16 protein-coding genes are annotated in these 20,549 nt (G+C 60.9%); 7 read left to right on the forward strand and 9 right to left on the reverse strand.

What is annotated here, in order from left to right:
* The first annotated feature begins 9 nt into the window (after positions 1-9).
* Positions 10-1,530: an aldehyde dehydrogenase family protein gene (locus tag BLU88_RS01270; RefSeq protein ID WP_092009299.1), complete on the forward strand. Its 1,521-nt coding sequence runs from the start codon at positions 10-12 to the stop codon at positions 1,528-1,530.
* A gap of 90 nt (positions 1,531-1,620) precedes the next feature.
* Here the strand turns inward: BLU88_RS01270 and BLU88_RS01275 are convergent, their stop codons facing one another.
* Positions 1,621-2,238: a TetR/AcrR family transcriptional regulator gene (locus BLU88_RS01275; protein ID WP_092009301.1), complete on the reverse strand. Its 618-nt coding sequence runs from the start codon at positions 2,236-2,238 to the stop codon at positions 1,621-1,623.
* Between the two features lie 137 nt (positions 2,239-2,375).
* On the opposite strand from BLU88_RS01275, the gene BLU88_RS01280 reads away from it, so the two are divergent.
* From BLU88_RS01280 to BLU88_RS18050, 3 genes are all read left to right on the forward strand, one after another.
* Positions 2,376-3,932, forward strand: a complete 1,557-nt coding sequence (locus BLU88_RS01280) for an APC family permease (protein ID WP_092009304.1) — start codon at positions 2,376-2,378, stop codon at positions 3,930-3,932.
* Positions 3,933-3,938: 6 nt separating this feature from the next.
* Entirely contained in the window at positions 3,939-5,900 is a 1,962-nt protein-coding gene (locus BLU88_RS01285) for a primary-amine oxidase (RefSeq protein WP_092009306.1), read from the forward strand.
* Between the two features lie 434 nt (positions 5,901-6,334).
* Positions 6,335-6,541, forward strand: a complete 207-nt coding sequence (locus tag BLU88_RS18050; protein ID WP_157688916.1) for a hypothetical protein — start codon at positions 6,335-6,337, stop codon at positions 6,539-6,541.
* A gap of 9 nt (positions 6,542-6,550) precedes the next feature.
* Here BLU88_RS18050 and BLU88_RS01295 read toward each other — a convergent pair whose 3' ends face one another.
* Both BLU88_RS01295 and BLU88_RS01300 read right to left on the reverse strand, forming a co-directional pair.
* Positions 6,551-6,877, reverse strand: coding sequence for a CHY zinc finger protein (locus tag BLU88_RS01295; RefSeq protein WP_092009310.1), 327 nt, complete (start codon positions 6,875-6,877; stop codon positions 6,551-6,553).
* 154 nt (positions 6,878-7,031) lie between these two features.
* Entirely contained in the window at positions 7,032-8,972 is a 1,941-nt protein-coding gene (locus tag BLU88_RS01300; protein ID WP_331712455.1) for a solute carrier family 23 protein, read from the reverse strand.
* A 24-nt stretch (positions 8,973-8,996) separates the two neighbouring features.
* Here BLU88_RS01300 and BLU88_RS01305 point away from each other — a divergent pair, with 24 nt between their 5' ends.
* Entirely contained in the window at positions 8,997-9,917 is a 921-nt protein-coding gene (locus BLU88_RS01305) for a LysR family transcriptional regulator (RefSeq protein WP_092009314.1), read from the forward strand.
* A gap of 66 nt (positions 9,918-9,983) precedes the next feature.
* Here BLU88_RS01305 and BLU88_RS01310 read toward each other — a convergent pair whose 3' ends face one another.
* Positions 9,984-11,678, reverse strand: a complete 1,695-nt coding sequence (locus BLU88_RS01310) for an amidohydrolase (RefSeq protein WP_092009316.1) — start codon at positions 11,676-11,678, stop codon at positions 9,984-9,986.
* Between the two features lie 80 nt (positions 11,679-11,758).
* Complete coding sequence (locus tag BLU88_RS01315) at positions 11,759-13,258, reverse strand: peptide MFS transporter (RefSeq protein ID WP_092009318.1); 1,500 nt, start codon at positions 13,256-13,258, stop codon at positions 11,759-11,761.
* A 233-nt stretch (positions 13,259-13,491) separates the two neighbouring features.
* Between BLU88_RS01315 and BLU88_RS01320 the strand changes: the two genes are divergently transcribed.
* Entirely contained in the window at positions 13,492-14,547 is a 1,056-nt protein-coding gene (locus tag BLU88_RS01320) for a DUF2891 family protein (RefSeq protein WP_092009320.1), read from the forward strand.
* A gap of 742 nt (positions 14,548-15,289) precedes the next feature.
* Positions 15,290-16,213, forward strand: coding sequence for a NaeI family type II restriction endonuclease (locus tag BLU88_RS01325; protein WP_197678165.1), 924 nt, complete (start codon positions 15,290-15,292; stop codon positions 16,211-16,213).
* 2 nt (positions 16,214-16,215) lie between these two features.
* Here BLU88_RS01325 and BLU88_RS01330 read toward each other — a convergent pair whose 3' ends face one another.
* From BLU88_RS01330 to BLU88_RS01340, 4 genes are all read right to left on the reverse strand, one after another.
* Positions 16,216-17,217: a DNA cytosine methyltransferase gene (locus BLU88_RS01330; RefSeq protein ID WP_092009322.1), complete on the reverse strand. Its 1,002-nt coding sequence runs from the start codon at positions 17,215-17,217 to the stop codon at positions 16,216-16,218.
* Between the two features lie 259 nt (positions 17,218-17,476).
* Positions 17,477-18,091, reverse strand: coding sequence for an HNH endonuclease (locus tag BLU88_RS18055; protein WP_157688918.1), 615 nt, complete (start codon positions 18,089-18,091; stop codon positions 17,477-17,479).
* A 339-nt stretch (positions 18,092-18,430) separates the two neighbouring features.
* Positions 18,431-19,591: a CoA transferase gene (locus BLU88_RS01335; protein ID WP_092009324.1), complete on the reverse strand. Its 1,161-nt coding sequence runs from the start codon at positions 19,589-19,591 to the stop codon at positions 18,431-18,433.
* 11 nt (positions 19,592-19,602) lie between these two features.
* Positions 19,603-20,460: an FAS1-like dehydratase domain-containing protein gene (locus BLU88_RS01340; protein WP_197678166.1), complete on the reverse strand. Its 858-nt coding sequence runs from the start codon at positions 20,458-20,460 to the stop codon at positions 19,603-19,605.
* Between the last annotated feature and the right edge of the window lie 89 nt (positions 20,461-20,549).

Raw genomic sequence — 20,549 nt, forward strand, 5'->3', positions numbered from 1 at the left:
AGACCTTCCATGACCGCGACTCTGACCGACACCACGACCCGACCGGCGACCCTGGCCGAGTGGCGGGCCGCAGCGGCGGCCCTGACCATCGACGGGCGCCCCGTCATCGACGGACGCCGGGTCGATGCACGCTCGGGGCAGACCTATGCGAAGACGAACCCGGCCACCGGTGAGGTGATCTCGCAGCTCCACCTCGGTGACGGATCCGATGTCGATGCAGCGGTGGCGAGCGCCCGCGCCGCGTTCGATGCCGGCGAGTGGTCGCGCGCCTCGGCGACGCATCGGCGTGAGGTGCTGCTGCGCCTGGCCGAGCTCATCGAAGCGCGGTCGGACGAATTCGCCCTCCTCGACACGCTCGACATGGGCAAGCCGATCGGTGAGTCCTCGACGATCGATGCTCCGGGGGCCGCAGCTCTGTTCCGCTTCTACGGAGAGGCGATCGAGAAGCTCAGCGACGAGATCCCGGTGACTCCGGCCGGGTCGACAGCGCTCGTCACTCGCGAACCGCTGGGCGTCATCGGGGTCATCGTGCCGTGGAACTATCCGCTGGAGATCGCGACGTGGAAGATCGCGCCCGCGCTGGCGGCCGGCAATGCGCTGGTCGTCAAACCGCCGGTCGAGGCCTCGCATTCGGTCCTGCTGCTGGCCGAGATCGCCGCCGAGGCGGGGCTGCCTGCGGGCATCCTCAACGTCGTTCCCGGTCGCGGGTCTGTCGTCGGTACGGCACTGGGCCGGCACATGGATGTGGACATGCTCGGCTTCACCGGGTCCACCGAGGTCGCCAAGCAGCTTCAGGTCTACGCCGGGGAGTCCAATATGAAGCGTTTGGCACTCGAGGCCGGAGGCAAGAGCGCGAACGTCATCTTCGCCGACACCGATGACCTCGCTGCCGCGGCTCGGAAGGCGGCGTTCGGCATCTTCTACAACCAGGGAGAGGTCTGCTCAGCCACCTCGCGGATCTTCGTCGAACGACCCGTGTACGAGGAGTTCGTCCATCTGCTCGAGGACGCGGCGGAGGACTTCCAGCCCGGAGATCCGCTCGATCCCGAGAGCGCGATCGGCTGCCTCGTGTCCGAGAAGCACGCCGACGAAGTCTGGGAATGCATCGAACAGGCCCGCGCGGAAGGCACCATCGTCCAGGGCGGCAACCGTCCGGCGATCAACGGTCGCCGCACCTTCGTCGAGCCGACGATCGTCACCGACCTGCCGGCCGATCACCGTCTGCACAGCCACGAGATCTTCGGACCGGTCGCCCTCGTCACCCCTTTCGACACCGAGGAGGAGGCGATCGCCAAGGCGAACGAGACGCCGTACGGCCTGGCCGCGGCGCTGTGGACGGGCAGTATGTCCCGGGCGCATCGTGTGTCCGCTCTCCTGGTGGCCGGCACTGTCTCGGTCAACACCGTCGACGCACTGGGTTTCACCACACCCTTCGGCGGGTTCAAGCAGTCCGGCTTCGGTCGCGACCTGTCCGTCCACGCCCTGGAGAACTACTCGGACTTCAAGACGACCTGGCTGCAGTGGGGGTGAAACATCCTCGCTGCTGCACGGCACACCGGCACTGAAGCTCATTCTCGGCGCGGTGAACCGGCAGCTACCCCAACGCGGGGTAGTGCCGGTTCACCGCGTCATTGTCGTCTCCACCAGCCTGCACCCGGTCAGCACCTCGGCGTTGGCGGCGATGAGCCGAAAGATGTCTTCGGCGTCGAGCGGGGTTCCGCCCATGAAGTGAAGCCCGTAGGCGTCTTCGAGGGCCACGAGGTTGCTCGCCACCGTCCCCACAGGCAGTGTCATCGTGAAGGCTCCGGAATCGACGCCCTCGTTGAGGACCGCGGCATAGAGCGAGACCTCTAGCCGGTAGAGCTCGGCCATGAGACCGGCATGGAAACTATCTCTGTACGCATGGGTATGCAGCTCATTGAGCACTTGGAAGTCGACGTCGTCGCGGGAGCGCGGGATGCCGCTGCGGATGATCCTGGCCAGCTTGGCCTCCGGAGTCTCACCTGCGATCCCCTGCTCGCGCCGATTCCAGTAGAACCGTGACACTGCGTCCTCGTGCACCTCACGCACGAGGTTTCCGAGGTCGGGATAGTAGTACGCCACCGAACCGGCACCCAGCTCTGAGTGCGCGGCAACGTCGATGGTGCGCAGCCCGTTGAGCCCGCGCTGCGCGATCGCCTGCTTCGCCGCCTGCACCAGCTGTGCACGGCGTCCCGCCTGATTCTTCGGTCGTGCCATGACCCCATTATCTCCTGAAGTGATGCAGGCAAACGCAGATCGGTATAGCCGCACCTCTGTCAATCGACGGCCGCCCGTGCAATTCTTTACGGTGTAACTCAAAGAACTCTATCGGACGCCCACTCACAAGGAGGTGGATGGTGTCTTCCCTCGAACGCACGACCGCATACGCGGACGAACAGAAGCAGCATCTGAAGAAGACGCTCGGCCGATTCGACATCGTGCTCATCGTCATGTCGGCGGTATTGAGCATTGAGGTCCTCGCCGAGACTGCGGGATTCGGCGCGGAGACCTTCACCTGGACACTCGTCCTCGCGATCTTCTTCCTCGTGCCCTACGCGCTCGTCTTCGCCGAGACCGGCAGCACCTTCGTCGGTGAGGGCGGAGCCTATATCTGGGTCCGCCAGGCCTTCGGCCGGCCGTTCGGTGCGATCGCCTCGATACTGAGCTGGGTCACCCAGCCGGTATGGGTCGGCGGTTCGATGGCGTTCCTCGCCACCGGCACCTGGAACCAGTTCATCAGTCCGCTCGAGGCCGGGTCGATCGGCGACTGGATCTTCAAGATCGTCTTCATCTGGATCACGGTGATCGCGGCAATTCTGTCGTTGGCGAAGGCGAAGTGGCTGCCCACGCTCGGCGGCGTGCTCAAGGTCATCTTCATCGCGTTCTTCCTCTTCACCACGATCATCTACGCCGCCCAGCACGGGGTTCAGCCTCTCCACCTCTCGGATTTCAGCCCCAGCCTCGGCGGTTTCCTCGGGCTTGTGCCGCTCCTGCTCTTCTCTTACCTCGGGTTCGAGGCTTCGAACAGCGCGTCGGACGAGATGAAGAACCCGAAGAAGGACATCCCCGCCGCGATCGCACGTTCCGGTTTCATCTCCGCGCTCTGCTATCTCCTGCCCGTACTCGCCATGCTGCTCGTGTTGCCGACCGAGACGATCACCGGCATCGGCGGGCTCCTCGACGCGGTGCAGACGGTATTCACTGTCTATGGGCCCGCTGCCGAGGTCATGGTCGTGCTCGCAGCACTGATGTTCGTCATCATCCTCGCCTCTCAAGGCGCGGCCTGGATGATCATGAGCGATCGAATGCAGGCACTGACTGCGGCCGACGGAGCATTCTTCGGAGGCTTCTTCGGCAAGATCTCGCGCGCCCTGGGCACACCGGTCAACGTCAACCTGCTCTCGGGCACCGTCGCCACGGTGTTCCTCATCGCGGCCATGCAGCTCAGCGGTGATGCCGGCGCACTGTTCGGAGTCGTCCTCTCGATCTCCATCTCGACCTTCCTGCTCAGCTACTTGCTCATCATCCCCGCGGCCATCAAGTTGCGGTGGAAGCATCCCGACATCGAACGCCCCTTCCGGGTGCCTGTCGGAAATGTCGGGTTCAGCATCCTCGGCGGCATCGCCTTCCTCTGGATCCTGCTCGGCTCCTGGGTTGCGATCTTCCCCGGCACGCTCGACCGGCTCTTCGGGCAGGAGTACAACTTCCTCGACGAATGGGGCGTCGATCAGGGACCGTTCACGGCGCTCACTCTCGGCACCCTCGGCGCCCTCGCCGCGCTGGCTCTCATCGGATACGTCCGCGGACACCGGGTCCGCGTCTTCCGCCCCACACCCGCCGATCCTCAGGATCTGCTCGACGACCTCGACCCCGCTCTCGACAGCAAACTCGATACACAGAAAGGCATGTGAAGACTCATGACTGCACCGACAACGACCGCCGTCGGCACTTCGACTGCACATCCCCTCGACCGCCTGACTGGTGAGGAGATCGAGCTCAACCGGGCCATCATCGTCGATGCCGGCCACGTGAGCGAACAGACGCTGTTCGCGCTCGTCAGCCTCGTCGAACCGGATAAGCGCGAGGTCATCGCAGGTGCCACCGACCTCGACCGCCGCGTGCGCTCGCTCATCATCGATCGCGACACCGGAGAGCAGACGGAGCTCCTCGTCTCGCTGACCGAGCGCAAGGTCCTCTTCGCCCGCGTGCTCGATGTCGCGGCCGAGGGTCAGGCTCCGATCACCATGACCGAGTACGAAGAGGCCGAGCAGATGATCCGCAACGATGCCACATGGCGTGCCGCCGTCGCAGCGCGCGGCATCACCGACATCGAGACCGTGCGCATCTGCGCGCTCTCAGCCGGATGCTTCGACATTCCCGGAGAGGCCGGGCGCCGCCTCGTCCGCGGTTCGTCCTTCATCCAGTCGGACCCGCAGGACAATGCATGGGCGCATCCGCTCGAGGGGCTAGTCGCCTACCTCGACCTCAACACCGGTGAGGTCGTCGAGGTCGTCGACACCGATATCGTCCCCGTGCCCCAGGAACGCTTCGACTACCACCTCGATTCCTGGCTTCCCGAGCCGCGAACGACGCAGAAGCCGATCGAGATCACCCAGCCCGAGGGCGCGAGCTTCACCCTGAACGGGGATGTCCTCGATTGGGAGAAGTGGCAGGTGCGACTCGGCTTCGACCCGGTCGAAGGCCTCGTGCTGCATCAGATCAGCTTCGATGACGAGGGCGAGCGCCGCCCCATCGTCTACCGCGCCTCGGTGGCGGAAATGGTCGTCCCCTATGGCGACCCCAGTCCAGTGCGCTTCTGGCAGAACTACTTCGACGCCGGCGAGTACTCGATGGGCAAGAGCGCGAACTCACTCGAACTCGGGTGCGACTGCCTCGGCAAGATCCACTACTCCGATGCGGTGCTCGCCGATGATCAGGGGCATGCGCACACGATCACGAACGCCATCTGCATCCACGAGGAGGATGCAGGGATCCTGTTCAAGCACACCGATGAGTTCACCGGCGCCGTCGATGTGCGCCGCAACCGCCGCCTCGTCATCTCCTTCTTCATCACCGTCGGCAACTACGACTACGGCTTCTACTGGTACCTCTACCTCGACGGCACAATCGAGCTCGAGTGCAAGGCGACCGGCATCGTCTACACCGCCGCGTACGGTGACGAGGCTCAGCGTCAGCGCTGGTCGTCCCCGCTCGGCGATGAGGGACTGGGCATGCCGTTCCACCAGCACATGTTCTGTGCTCGGCTCGATATGCAGGTCGACGGCATCGCCAACGCCGTCGACGAGCAGGAAGCGGTGCGTGTGCCATTCGGCGAGAACAATCCCTACGGCAACGCGTTCACACGCAAACTCACCCGGCTCACTGCCGAGGGCGGACGGACTTCCGATGGTGAGGCCGGGCGGGTTTGGCACATCGTCAATCCGGACAAGACCAACCGGCACGGTTTCCCCGTCGGCTATGAACTGCGGGTGCCCGATGAGCCGACGATGATGGCGGCCGAGGGCTCGTCGATCTCGAAGCGCGCCGGCTTCGGGTCGAAGCACATGTGGCTGACCCACTTCGACGCGGATGAGCGGTTCCCCTCAGGGACGTATCCGAATCAGAACCCGGGTGCCGGGACCATTACGCAGTGGGTCGAGCAGCAGCGACCGGTCGATGGTGACGACATCGTCGTGTGGGCGTCGTTTGCGATGACGCACTTCCCCCGTCCCGAGGACTGGCCGATCATGCCCGTCGAAAAGCTCGGGTTCACAATGAAGCCCTATGGCTTCTTCGACAGGAATCCCGCCCTCGACGTACCGCGCCCGAAATCGGGTCATTGCGGCACCGAGACCGGGCACTCCTGCGAGTGCGACTGAGGGGAATCCACGATGAGCAGCGTGGCATCGTTCCTCATGGTCGCATCGGGGGCCTTGTGCCTCACCGGCGCCGTTGCGTCGAAAGGACGACCGGCCATCGTCGCCGCGGTCGTGATGGTTCTTGCCATGATCGATTTGGCCTACACCGCCCTCGTCCCGGCAGTCGTTTGGTCGGGGGCGCTGCTCCTCGCCGGGATCTGCTTGGCAGTGTTCCTCCGATCGTCGTCCAAGGTTCCCTCGCCGAGGCGGTCCCCGCTCTCGTCGCGAGTGGCCCGGACGGCGCGCCGGCGTCCAGGGACGAGGGTAGGATTCGGTTGCTGATTGCACTCGACGGACATAGTTCTCAGGGATCTCACCCAGGGCCGACGGCTGCGGTCCTCTCCGCCATCACCTACCCAGTCATGGCGTGGCAGGTCCTCAACCATGGGGCGCATATGAGCACATCCGCGCATGCCGGCGGGCATGGACATCATGCCGGGGATATGTCGCTCATCAGCACGTTTCTCACGGTGGCCGTTGTCGTCCTTGCCGTGCTCTTGGTGATCTGCGCTTTCCATGACATCGTCCGAAGGCGCCCACTAGTTTCTCTCGACTGTTGGGGGATGGCCGCGATGATCGTGGTGATGCAGTTCCTTCACTGAGCGAAGTGTTCACTGACCGGCGAAGTAGAGATCCGAATGCGCCGCGCAGCGTGGATTGAAGGGTGCGGCGCATTCCGGGCACTCGTCGGTTGCTTTGTAGACCGTGATCGTCAGCTCGGTCCAGCAGTTCCCACACAGAATGGCGGGCTGGTCGAATTTCTCGCGCGGCCACTGCTGTGCGGGGTGAACCGCCGTCTCCGAATGGCACAAGTGGCAGGGATAGTAGCGGTCGCAGCAGGCGAAGCGGATGGCGATGATGTCGAGCTCGGTGGCGTAGTGGACGCACCAAGTGTGATCATCGACCGTCGGGCCGAATACTTCGGGAGTTCGCGTCATCACCTACCTGTTTCCATTGTCCGGTTCGCTGTACCCATTCAGCCTAGTCGCTGTTGCGGTGGCAGGGTTTGCCTGTCAATCCGGGGATCGACTGTGTTGCTGGGGCGGCCGGAAGGGGAGGGCCGCCCGTACCGCCTCCCCTTGCGCTTGAAACTCAGTTTGTTCTGCGGGACCAGAATCCAGCGTGAGCGGCTGCAGCTTCGTCCTCCAGCAGCGGCCCCAGCACTTCGATATCCCGCTGCCCGCGGGAGAGCACCTCGCGACAGGGCAGGTCGAAGGTCGGATTCTCAGGGTCATCACCGGTCAGCTCGAGCAGACGATGCTCCGAGAGCGCGTAGACGATCCGGCCGATGCCCGTCCAATACACAGCGCCGGTGCACATCACACAAGGTTCGGCACTGGTGTACAAAGTTGCCGAAGCCAGCTGCTCGGGGGTGCACTGTCGTGCCGCCTCGGCTGCGGCTCGCAGTTCAGCGTGCTGAGTCGGGTCGCCTTCGGGCGGCATCGAGTTGTTTCCTGCGGATGCCAGCACCTCCCCGTCGGCTGCAACGACGGTGGAGGCGAAGGGGTGCCGGCCACGATTCTTCGAGTCTTCAGCCAGTGCGATGACGTTTCGGAGCTGGTCGAGGTCCATTTCACTGACGGTGGCTGCCGACTGTGTCTGTGTCATATCTCTATCCATTTCTTCATTGTTCTCATTGGGGGTTGTTCTGTTGATGAGCGCATTGAGCAGCACAGCGACGATGGCGCAGAGGAAGATGCCGCTCTCCAGGATCAGCGAGAGTGGGCCTTCCACGGAGTCCAATAGAGAAGGCATCGCCATCGGCAGCACGCCAACACTCAGCGAGATCGCCACGATGAGGGAATTGTGTGTGCCTTCGTACTTCACTCGTGCCAGTTCTTGGATTCCCGCGGCGGTGGTCATTCCGAACATGACGATTGCGCCTCCGCCGAGGACAGCGGGAGGGATGGCGGCAACGATCGCACCGGCCTTCGGGATCAGCCCCATGACCACCATGATGATGCCCGCGACTGCGACGACGTAACGGCTCCGTACCTTTGTCATAGCGATGAGGCCGGTGTTCTGGCTGAAGGCGTTGAGGGGAAAACCGTTGAAGATCGCACTGAGCATCGTGGCAAGGCCCTCACCGCGGAAGGCGTTTCCGAGGCGGCGGGTGGTAATTGGTGTGTCGACCATCCGTCCGATCGCCAAGGTGTTTCCCGTGGTCTCTGCCATAATGACGATCATCGCCAGGGTCATGATGAGAATCGGCACGAGGTCGAACTGGGGGATGCCGAAACTCATCGGCACGGCAATGCCAACCCATGCGGCGTCGGAGATTCCGCTGAAGTCGCTCAGTCCCATGAACATAGCCGCAACGGTGCCGACCGACATGCCGATGAGGACCGACAGGCTGCTCATGAGGCCCTTGAAACACACATAGACGACCACGGTGACCAGCACGGTGAGCAAACCGATGAGCAGATGCTTGGGAGCACCGAACGAGTCGCTGCCTTCACCGCCACCGAGCCATCCGGCTGCTGCAGGCATGAGCGAGATTCCGACCGTGGTGATAAGGCATCCGATGACGACCCGGGGGAAGAAGCGGAGCAGGCGGGAGAACAGAGGCGCCAGACCGATAGCCAGGAGGCCTGCGAACATGACTGAGCCGAAGACATGCTGAATGCTGTATTCGGTGCCGATCTGCATCATGGGTGCCAGGGCGATGAACGACGCTCCCTGAATCAGCGGCAGCCGTGCACCGAACCTCCAGATTCCGAGAGTCTGCAGCAGAGTCGCCAGGCCGCCGATGATGAGGTTGCAGTTGATGAGGATGACGATCTGCGGTTGTTCCAGCCCCAGGGCTCCGCCGAGGATCAGAGGAACTGCCACTACGCCGGCGTAAATGACAAGAACGTGCTGGAGACCCAGCGTCAGCATCGACCGTACAGGCAGGATCTCATCTACCGGGTCGACCACAGCGACGCGAGCATCGTTGACCGCGAGTTTCATGGTGCACCTGCTTTCATTGCTCAGTGAGGGAACAAGTGCGACAGTATTGTCCCGGCGCCGATAGAAGAAATGAGTTTCCATCGATCCATTCGATAGATTGGCGTCATGCGACTCAGTCTGGAACAAGTGGAAGCCTTCGTGCTCACTGTCGAGCACGGTTCCTTCTCTGCAGCGGCGCGGGCCCTCGGCCGCACTCAGTCAACGATCAGTTCAGCTATCGCTTATCTCGAGATCTCACTCGCCGTCGAGCTGTTCCACCGAAGCACGCGAGTACCTACGCTCACGGAAGACGGCCAAGCGCTGCTGCTCGAAGCTCGCGCGCTCTACGATCGCGCCATCACGTTCGAAAGACACGGAGACGCGCTTGCCGATGAACAGGCCGCGAGCATCACCCTTGCAGTGGGTATCCCGCCCGACCAGATCATGCCAGTGCTCGAGGAGTTCGCGGAAAGGTTTCCGCACACCGATCTGATCATCAGAAATCCTGATCGTGGCGATGCGAGCCGTCTCGTCCTCGCCGATGAGGCAGAGCTCGGGATCGCGTTCCTGCTCCCTGAATACCCCGATGCACTCGGCTTCCACCAGATGGGCAAGCTCCTGATGACCCATGTCGCGCACCGAGATCATCCGCTTGCGAAAGTCCCCTCTCCCAGCTTCGATGAGCTCCGCGGTTATCGACACCTCGCATACATCTCGCATTCGAGTGCACTGCCGACGAGCGAGTACCTGCAGTCGACGCAGACATGGCACACTGATTCCTACGAGGCGCTCACTGCACTCGCTCGGTCAGGCCTCGGATGGGCGACACTGCCTCGGCAGCTCGTCCTTCCGGAGATCATTTCCGGCGAACTCGTCGAGCTCCGCCTCGATGCCTATCCATTCACCGATTGGTTGGTTTCGGTCGATCTGATCTGGCACCGCGGGCGGCGTCTCGGCTCGGTGGAGACCTGGTTGCTCGATCGATTCCGACGGCACCCTGTGCACGAGGTTGCCGGAGACGGACAGGATACGATCAGGATGCGCTGACCTTCCGTCGCCGATTGATGGAGTCCTGTCGGCGGTCACCGTCGCCGATCTGAGACCGTGCTGAACTCACTTGGTCGCTGAACGAGCCCACCCGCGCTGATACACCACTTCTCCTGCCGAGATCGTTGTCTCGACTCTGATGTCGCCCAGCTGACGTTGCTCAACGTCAAAGGGATCGGAGTCAAGAATGACGAAGTCCGCGGATTTTCCGACTTCAATACTCCCGGAGACGTCCTCATAGCTGTTGGCACGAGCGGCTTCGAAGGTATAAGCACGAAGCGCTTCTTCGACTGTGATCTCCTCGCCCGGCAGCAGCGGTTCGTTCTGAGCGACCTCGTCCTGACCATGCGGGTCGGCCGGCGGAGCCGTTCTGTTCACCGCGACGTGGATTCCCCAGATCGGATCGGGACTCGAAACCGGCCAGTCACTCCCGAACGCAAGCCGGACGCCGGCGTCTCTCATCGTTGCGAATGTGAAGTGGTGGGCCTGCTGGTCATCGTGAAGAAGCGGGAGTTTGGTCTCAACGAGGACAGAATCTCGACGGGCCCAAAGCGGCTGGACATTGGCGATCAGTTCGCTGGACGCCATTCTGGCGAGATCCTCGGGATCCGCGATATCCAGATGCGCGATCTGATGGCGGCGACCGGGGGCAGGACCATCTTCCTGAGTCAGCGCGTCCACCGCGAGCTTGAGAGCCTGATCGCCCACAGCATGGATGTGGATGTCGAAGCCATGCCGCTCGACTCCCCGAGTGATCTCGTTGAGCTCGTCGGCCGTGAACATGAGCAGCCCGTGTTCATGATCATGGCCACGATAGGAGCGCTTGAGGGCTCCAGTGAGGTTCTCACACACTCCGTCGAGCATGATCTTCACGACGGTGACCTGTACACCGCCAAAGCCTCGGTCGCTCTCGACCCGTCGGATCACGTCTCGACGCTCCTTGAGCGTCTCGATCTGCTCGGCGTAGGGCACGTCCCGATCCCACCAGAGCGCGACGGTGACTTTGCTGTTGAACGCGCCTCCTTCTGCCATTGATAAATAGGGAGGGTAAGTGTCGACCGGCGATCCGGTGAGCACTCCGACGCCTGCGTCCTGCCATCCGACGATCCCCAGAGAGTGGAAGTACTCCTGGGCACTGGCCAGCGCCTGCTCCACGTCGCTCGAGGTGGTCGCCGGCAACAGGTTCTTGACGAGCTCTGCAGCGGTCTCAAAGAGCAGACCAGTGGGTTCCCCGGATTCATCCCTGACGATCCGACCGCCGTCGGGATCCGGAGTTTCACGGTCAATACCGGCAGCTTCGAGTGCCCGCGTGTTCACCCAGCAGCCATGAGCATCGTGGCTGTCGAAGACCGCCGGCCGGTCTGAGATCACGGAATCGAGGTCGTGCCGGTGGGGAAATCCTCCTTCGAAGACGTCACCGTACCAACCGGCGCCGATGACCCATTCGTCCTCTGGATGGTTGCGCACGTACTCGGCGATGCGTTCGAGGTAAGCCCGATATCCGTGGATATCATCGAGGTTGCAGTGGACGAGGTTGATGCCGCCGAGCACCGGGTGAACATGCGCGTCATGGAAGGCAGGTATCAGCGTCCGACCCGACAGACCGACCACCTCGGTGTCGGAGCCAGCCACGCTGTCGCAGTCCGCGGCGCCGAGGGCGATGATCTGCCCATCGGCAATCGCTACGGCGTCGGTGGTCGGATTTGAGGAATCAACCGTGTGGATGGTCCCGCCTCTGTAGATGCGATCGGCACTCGGCACAGCCGCTCCTTCGTCTTCGCTTTCGATTGGTGAGGTCAAGTAAGTCTGTGCGCTGGGTGGTACTCGTGACATACAGCGATTCACTTCAGCCCGAGCGCGTGCAACGGGCGTCGCACACTGTAGAGGACGAGGCCAGTAGCGAGGCTTATTACGGCCATGAGTGAGAAGAACGGGACTTCACTCATGCCTCCGTAGAGTTGGCCCATGAATCCTGAGAGACTGGCGCCTGCGGCAGTCGTCAGTCCCCACAATGCCATCATCTGGGCATTGAACGCCTGAGGAGAGAGCTGAGATGCTGCCGATAATCCGATCGGGGCGTACATCACCTCGGTGACGCCCATGACGATCATGCCGATGATGACAGGAATGAGCGGAATTCTGCCGTCGAAAATCATCGGATAGACGGCGAAGAGGGCGAAGGTCAGCGTCATCATGAGGAAGCCGAGGCCGAGTTTCGAGCAGGTGCTCGGCACAGCGCGGTTCGGACGACCTGCGACCTTCTGTCCGTAGGCAGCAATGAGCGGACCGGCGATGATCCCAGCGATGACCTCGAAGGTGCTGATATAGGCGGCTGGCATGGAGTAGCTGCCGATCGTCAGCGTGACTCGGGTATCAGCGTAGACAGCGAAAGTGGTGAAGAGCTGAAGGATCATCGTCCAGAATATGGTTCCTGTGATGAAGAGTGGGATGAAGGCTTTGACTCGCTTATGTTCCTCGGGGGTCACTTTCTTCGAGCGCAGCATAACGAGGAAATACATGATGCTAACGATGCAGATCGTCGCCAGAACGTAGTTGTTGAGGTTGCCGGTGGTCAGCGCCCCCGTACCCACCAGGACAGCGACGAGAGCCAAGAGTGAGATACCAACTCCGGCAGCCTTCCACTTCCCAGACGAAGCGATCGGGTTGGGAGCCACGCGTGCTTCTTGCGGCACGGTATTGCGGCCGAGGAAGTAAGTGGTGAGGCCGACGAGCATGCCGACGGCAGCGGCGCCGAATCCGTAGTGGAAGCCGAACTCGGTCTGCAGGAAACCTGTAGCCAGAGGGCCGACGAGCGCCCCGACGAGAATGCCGGTGTAGAAGATTGCGTAGCCTGAGTCTCGCCGTGGCGAGTGTTCCTTGTAGAGGCGGCCGACCATCGTATACACGTTGGGAGTCAGGGCCCCAGTCCCGATTGTGATCAGGGCGAGTCCGATGATGAGCCCTGCCAGACCCGGTACGGTCGCCAAAGTGATATGACCGGCCATGATGATGACTCCGCCGGCCATGACCATGGTCCGTGCAGGGACGAGACGGTCGGCGAACCATGCGCCGATGGGCTGTCCCAGGTAGACGGCACCGCCGTAGGCCCCGGTGATGGCGAGGGCTTCACCTTCCGAAAGCCCCAATCCTCCGTCGCCCGCTGTGTAGTAGATGTAGTAAGCGAGGATGACCTGAAGGCCGTAGAAGCTGAAGCGTTCCCACATCTCGATGGAGGACAGCGTGAATAGGCCGATCGGCTGCTTGCGCTCGGGTCTGGATGCGGGGCTCATCGCGGCAGAATCTGTCGGTTCTGCTGAGTCGGCGATCTGCGAATTGGACATGACTTCCTCGGCATGTTGAGTGCTCTGTCGAGCATGGGATTCTGTGCAGATCGGCAAGGCGAATCATCGGCTTACCATCTGCGCTGAAGAGGCAGTTCGAGCCTAATGAGCGCGCTTCGACAGTTCCAATAGTCGTTGTGGATGCTCTCTGTCTGATTTTCAGATGACCAGTTCCCCAGGCTTGGCGGGACTCAATTGCGAGTAATGTGGAGACCCCGAACCGATGAGGATCTATGCCGCAGATTGACAATTACGTCCACCCCTTCGCCGAGGTGGCCCTGAGTAATATCACCCGTGAATATCCGTACGCGGCCCATCATCTGGCGCGGAGTCTGGCCGACATCGTGCCTGCGGTGGAGACGCATCCGGCGTTCGCGAATTCCTATGACTGGCATTCGAGCGTGCACATGCACTACCTGCTGGCATCGCTGCTGGAGACTGAAGTGGCGCAGGGTGCCGGTTGGCGCGAACGTGCGGTCGAAGTTCTGTCCTCGCATTTGAGTGAAGAGAATATGTTCGCCGAGGCGGCTTTCCTCCGTGCGAATCCCTCGTGGGAGCGGCCGTATGGCTGGGCGTGGGCGGTCGAGCTCAATCGGGTGCTCAATGCCAGCAAAGTCGATGAGCTGCGTAAGCTCGGCGCGAACTCTCAAGTGCTCGCGGATACGGTCTTCGATCTTGCGTCGACGTGGCTGCCGAAGGTGGCCGCGCCGGTTCGGCATGGGGTGCACTCGAACACGGCTTTCGGGCTTCGTCGGATTCTGATCGGCGCTCGTGCTGCGGACCGGCATGATGTCGTCGACGTCATTGCCTGCGCGGCGCGTCGATTCTTCTCCGAGGATGTCGCGTGGAACTTTGTTCAGGAGCGCAGCGGTCACGACTTCCTCTCCCCGGGATTGTGCGAGGCTGATCTCATGGCCGAGGTGCTCACCGGGGACGAACTGGCGACGTGGCTGCCCGAGTTCCTCTCGGAACTGTCCCCCGAGTCACCAGCGCTCACTCCCGTGAAAGTCCTCGACCCGACCGACGGTCAGCAGAGCCACCTCTACGGATTGGGACTCTCGGTCGCTGCATCGGTAATGCGATTGGCCCCGAAGTTGGAGGCGATTGCGGAAAAGGCGATTGCGGAAAAGAGAGGCCAAGATGGGCTCATGGCTCAGGCCAAGGGCATGCTTACTCGAGTCGATTCGCTGATGGCACCTGGTCTCGAAGCCGCCGTCTCAGACGAGTACGTTTCGTCTCACTGGATCGCGACCTTTGCGTGGGAGGCCATTAGATTCGAAGATCATTAAGATTCCGAAGGATGCCACGACTCAGATCTCTCCCGCCATTAAGGTCGCTCCAGATTTCCAGGCCCTAGACTCCAGCTAGCTTCTAGATTCCGCGATTGAGCGACGTATTTCTGAAGCCCGCTCCTTCATCAGTCCACGATCCTCGATGAAGGCGCGAACAACTACAGTCTCACTCCGTGAGGTTCGTAGCGGGTTCGCCGGAGCATTGGGGTGCGAGCCAATTAAATTGTTCACTTTGAGACTGACGCTACTCGGAGATCTGAAGCTCTCTGTTCTTTCAGATAGAGGGTGAAAGCTCGCTCGCCTGAGTAACCGCGAAAGTTCTATAACCTCAGGAGTCGCAGAATTAGGGCCCTTCCAACCCCTCTCATCTGCAAGATCTGCCGCCAAGATCATTTCTTCCTCGGTCCAACGAAAACGTGTCAATGACTCTCCAGGTAAAAGCGATGCCGACGACGGACTGAATACCTCGTAATGCCATACGTCCGCCGCTGTCATGGTTACGAGTTTCATAGAACCTCAAACAGGTAAACCAGAGTTGAACCTACAATAACTCAACACACATAGTGGAGTTGATCTGCGATCGTAATGTGTTCACTGGAGTCGATTGATTGGACGGCCAAGCTCGTGCTCCCCCAGCTCGCGAGTCGTGCTAGCTGCTGGAGTCGCGTTTCTCTGAATTCGCATCCAACCTGAGCAACACAAGGGGTCAGGTTCGCTTTCATTGCCGTATGCTCAAAGCGTGCCCCTTTTTGACATCTCCGCCCTAGATCACGACGACCCTCCCCTGGCCGAAGTATATGGAGAACTTCGCAGGTGGGATCCAGACGGTACACGCTTGGCCAAAGTATTCCGACGGACCTACGACCAACTGTATGACGGGCAAAGGACCGGTCGGTACCGAGTCGATCAATTGCACAAGACCGAAAAAACTCACTTCGGCACACTCATCGAGATAAACATTCAGCGAGAATTTAATATCGACGACGGGGAAATCCTGGACTTTAAAATTGCGGGCCACGAAGTCGACTGCAAATTTTCGCACACCGCGGCCTGGATGCTCCCTACTGAGATCTTCGACAAGCTTGCTTTAGTCACGAAGGCCAACGACGAGCTATCGACTTGGAGCGTAGGATTGATACGCGTCACAAAAGAGAATCGGCGCAACAGCAAGAACCAAGACCGAAAAACGGAGCTTAATGCCCTAGGTCGATCCCGAATAGTTTGGCTGCATAAAGATGCGGCAATGCAACCTAATGCTCTCCTGCGTCTGCCTCCTGCTGTCGCGGACGAAATTATGAGCAGACCAAGCGGGCAAGCGCGTGTCAACGAACTACTATGCAGAGTCACAAACATACGGATCTCACGCAATATTATCGCCACTGTGGCACAGCAAAATGACTACATGAAGAGAGTCCGTGACAACGGGGGCGCTCGTGGAGCGCTCCGTCCGGACGGCTACCTCATTCTAAGCGGTGACTACACGGTACAGCAGAATATCGCCAGTGATCTAGGAGCCGTTGTTCCGGGGCCCGGAGAACTTGTGAGCCTTCGGGTTGTGCCGTGCGCCCCCAATAATGGCGTCGAGATTTCCGGTTCATGGTGGCGAATAGCAGACTTCAATGAACCCGCTCTGGTCGCTGCGCCAAAGCTTCCCAAGGTTTAGGATCATGCTGGCTCTCCATAACCTTTAGCCCCGGCACGATGCTGAAGAATTGCTTCAGCAATTGCCCTGCCAAAGGCTTCAGCCACCGGCGGCGGAAATGCATTACCAACTTGGCGCCATGCCGCAGTTTTTCCTCCTTGGAATCGCCACTCGGGCGGGAATCCTTGCAGAACACCCCCCATCTTCACAGTCAATCTGGGCATCTCATCTAATGGAAATTCAGGTCCTGGCGATTCTTCTGCTATCGACGAACCCTTTACACCGAGAGCCTTCCACGCGAGCCTTGCTCGACTTGGACCTACGTCAGGCCCTCCGTGCTTCTTCGATCCGCCCACCAGCGTCGGAGCAATGGAATTAGCTTGTTGAGCCCAGATTTCCGCTCCCGGCCACCCGCGATCTGCCATCAAGTCCCGAAGGGCTTCTCCAACACTTGGAGCCGCAGAGTCGCCAACGGGCCAATCGAAAAAAGCATCGACTTCTGGACGCAATGCCACCAAGATAAAACGCGGCCTAAGCTGGGGGACCCCGTAGTCAGATGACTTAACGAGGTCCCAGTGCACCTTATATCCAAGCTCGTCTTCTAGCCGGGAAATGACGCGGCGCCTGTATGTTTCAAAACGGGGCTGAGAGAGCCCTCGTACATTTTCAAGCATTACTGCTTGTGGCTTTGCATCCGCGACGATATCGAGCGCCTTCGGAAACAAGTCCCTTTCGTCGCCTTCACCCAGCTGCTTGCCTGCTATTGAAAATGGAGGGCACGGTACGCCACCGGCCACCAGGTCGACCCCGGAAAACTCCGTTCCATCTACTTTAAGTACGTCTTGTTCACGCACATCCCATCTTGTCTCGACTGGTACCAGATCGTTGTCACGATTCGCACGGAGAGTTGCGCAAGCCCACGGGTCATTTTCAATGGCCGCGACATGATGGAAGCCCGATCGCTCAAGCCCAAGTGCCTGTCCACCAGCTCCGGCGCAAAGCTCAATTGAACTCAGCATGCCCATCTTTTCTCCTGTACTTTTCAGAAACCGACCGTTTGAAACCATGCTATCTCGACACCATGACATAGCATTGCGCACCCCGACGCGGGTAAGCGCCACCGAGCGATCGGCGGCCCGAGAGTCAGCCGCGCCCAGCAAGCTCAGCAACTTTCGGCAAGAGTCTCGTCTCAGTCAATTGGCGTACGGAGATAAGCAGCGATCTTGAGCAGTCTTCGGTCTCGTACAGGAGTTTCCATTTAGCCGACCTAACCCTGTCCACCAATCAGTATCGCGCAACTTCCTCGAGGTAGTCGAGGACCACCTCACGAACTATAGGTCCACCTAGTCGCACCGAGTCATATGCAATATCCAGCCGCGTACGAGACCTCTGCCCAGAACTTAACCAATCAAGCATTTCTAGCCGTTCGGCCTTCGGCAGGCTCTTCACCCGTTCAAGTACTGCAATCGGGTCTGCGACACCTCCGGTATCGGCGCGCGCGCTTTCGTTGCAGCGGCGACATTCGGTTTGAAGGTTGCTTAGCTCGTTGGACCCACCGTGTAAGTTCGCACGAATATGACCAGCAGTGAGTACGACAGTGCCGCCGTCCTCGTATTTCTCGTTGGAACCTAATCCACAGATCACGCACCGTCCGCCATCTCGCTCAAACACTTGTCGGCGGACTTTAGTTGACACTCTCTGTTGCTTGGGCCTTTTGCCTTCTCCAGGCCACCAGCCGTATGCAAGTAGCACGCATTCATCTCCGAGGGCAGGGTCTTCCTTGGAAGAGAGGTATTTCCAGTTGAAGTCCTCACGGAGCTCGCGCTGCCGTCTCTGAAAATGTTCATCAGACACACCCAGAGCTTCGCGCATGGCCTTGGTCGTAAATCGTTCGTTCAAGCCAACATTCCACCGCAGCCACGATGCCATTCGCGGGGCACTCCCATCTGCGCCTCTTGGGCCATCACCAAACTCGCGATCCCACCAAAGGCGACCATCCTTGGGACAATATGCCAAGAATGGATACGTCAGTCTCTCCATAAAGCCATAATAACCACAGTTATACCGAAGAACGTTTACTAGCCCATTTCGCCGATCATCTGCTCGATCTCAGTGAGTTGGAGGCAAATTGCTCAAGACGGCTCTCAAATTGGTTTAAGGCAATCTAGGTAATCCCCGCCTAGGAGCTGGACCCTTCAGAGGTTTCGAACGCTTGGACGGAGAGTGGACTTCGACCACCTAGCCCTTCCGTACGGTCTCCCGCAGCACCTGGTCCGTGTCCTTTCCCAGCTGCGGCGCGGGCACAGCATCTAGCACCGGCGTTCCGCCGAACTGCAACGGCACACGCGGGGCGAGTACACGGCCGACGCCTGGCTGGTCAATCTCGGTGAGCATCGGGTTCTCCGTCGAACACCGCGGGTCTGAGTTTACGAGTTCCTCGAACGTCTGGAACCCGCCGACGAGTACCCCTGCCTCTGCGAGCAACCTCGTCGCATCCTCGGAACTGTGCTTGGCGAACCAGGGACGCACCACCGCATCAATGGCCTCTCGAGCCTCGAACCGGCCGTCCTCGGTGTTCAGGTCGACGTCGAGCAGTGGTCCGATCATCTCGAGCTTCTCGGACAGACCTGTCGCTTTGCCCAGGCCCCGCCAGTGCTTGTTCGAAATGACGACGACCATCACCTGACGGCCGTCCGCGCATTCGAACGACTGCCCGTAGGCACCGTAAAGCCCATTGCCCAGGGCTCCACGCGTCGATCCCGTCGACTGCACCTCGGCAATATAACCGAGGTTGCCGACGGTGGCGAGCATGACGTCCGAGAGCGCCAAGGTGATCTCCTGGCCCTTGCCCGAGGAACGACGATCCAGCTCGGCAGCCATGATCCCGTTGGAAATATAGAGCCCCGCGGCCACGTCCCATGCCGGCACCGCATTGTTGACCGGGCGCTCGTCGTCACCGGTGATGATCGGGAATCCGCTGGCCGCGTTGACCGTGTAATCGACTGCCGGGGAACCGTCGTGCCACCCGCCCAGGCGGAGCATTAAAAGGTCCTCGCGATGCTGCTTGAGATTCTCATAACTCAACCACCCCCGCGCCGGCAGATTCGTAATGAGCGTCCCCGCCTCGGCAATCAGCTGGGTAGCGATCTTCTGCCCTTCCTCGGACTTGAGGTCGAGCGTGACCGAGCGCTTCCCCTTGTTCAGGGACGCCCAGTAGATGCTCGTCCCGTCATCGCTGATCGGCCACCGATTCGCATCGATATTCCCACCGATCGGGTCAATGCGGATGACGTCGGCGCCGAGCTGAGCCAAGGTCATCGACCCCAGTGGGGCTGCAACGAACGCGGAGATCTCAACAACTTTGAGGCCGGTCAGCGGTGCGGGGCGGGTGTCGGTCATGATGGTTCTCCTCAGTTCTTCGTCGTCACTGTGGCGGCGATCGCGGTCTTCCCACCTGGGGCGACTGCCTGCAACTCGTGTACTCTATCCTCGCTCTCGCGCCCGACGAGGTGGATCTGTTCGTTCGCGAACAACGGGGACTTCGCGGTAAATCGATACTCGGTCACAGCCACCTCTGGGTGGGTGGACATGAACGCGTCCAACAGCAGGGTCGCGGTCAACGGTCCGTGCGTGACGAGGCCGGGGTAGCCTTCGACCCCGGTGACGTACGGGTGGTCGTAATGGATGCGGTGGGAGTTGAACGTCAGCGCCGAGTAGCGGAACAGCATGACCTCATTCGGCCTGACTGAGCGCGACCAGTCCCACCCGTCCGGGGCATCCGAGTCCGCCCTCGGCGGCCGTGCTGCCGACCCTTCCGGCGCCGAGGTCGCTTCCCGGTAGACGATCGTGTGCCGATCCGTCGTCGCCGGAGTCCCGTCCGCGGTAATCTCGTGGCGGAGCACGACGAAGCACAACGGTCCGGTGCTCCCCGTCTTCTCCGTGATCGACTCGATCGTCGTCGTCCGCACGATCGCTTGACCAGGTCGGATCGGGGCATGGAACTCAAGCTTGCTGCCCGCCCACATCCTCCGCGGCAGGGGCACCGGCGGCATGAACCCACCAAGCGCCGCATGCCCGTCAGCTCCGAGCTCGCTCATCGGCACATCATCTTCGGGGAAGTGCAGCCAATGCCCCAATGGGAAAAGCGGTGCAGCCGGGTCACCGTCGTGACCGAGTAAGGTCGCCAGGCGTGCGGCCTGCTGCCCGTCGGCGGTCTCGGTCGCGGTGGCGCTGCGGCCGACCCAGTCCTGGAGATTCGTCTCACTCATCGCAGTCATCTTCCTATCGGTAGTTCGTGAAGTATGCCCCAATTGCTACGTGACGGCGGCGTAGATACCTGGCGCCAGGTTGCTGGCCC

This window comes from Brevibacterium siliguriense (assembly GCF_900105315.1).
GTDB classification, from domain to species: domain Bacteria; phylum Actinomycetota; class Actinomycetes; order Actinomycetales; family Brevibacteriaceae; genus Brevibacterium; species Brevibacterium siliguriense.